General features: G+C 57.3%; 1 protein-coding gene. It reads right to left on the bottom strand.

Annotated elements, in window-relative coordinates; translation table 11 throughout:
* On the bottom strand, positions 1–180 hold a 180-nt coding region (locus IG168_RS20760), incomplete at its 3' end, for a hypothetical protein (RefSeq protein ID WP_226877203.1).
* Positions 181–342: the final 162 nt, after the last annotated feature.

The raw sequence follows: 342 nt of genomic DNA, 5'->3' as shown, positions 1-342 counted from the left end.
TTGATGACCCAAAACCTCGACAGCAATTTCAATCCTGCGTACAGCATCGTCGAAATTGGCCCTCGGGATTAGTGGCGGCTTTCCGAACCGATCCTCAATGATATGCCGTGTCGTCAGATATTCGCGCGGATCCATATATGGCGCGTCCCGGTCCGGCTGATCGTCTTGTTCATCAGGCATGTGTACCCCGGCGAAACAGGTGCAATAGGCGACAGTAATTAGATCAATCAGAAGGGGAAAGCCTTCCCCCTGGTTGGAGCCGAAGGCTCCTCCACACCCCCTTCTGCGGGGACACCCCGCAACGCCCCGATGAATGAGCGCGCGGATCCCGCGCGCATGGTC

It is taken from the genome of Microbulbifer hainanensis (genome assembly GCF_014904735.1).
GTDB lineage: Bacteria > Pseudomonadota > Gammaproteobacteria > Pseudomonadales > Cellvibrionaceae > Microbulbifer > Microbulbifer hainanensis.
This window is presented reverse-complemented; position numbering and strand designations above follow the sequence as displayed.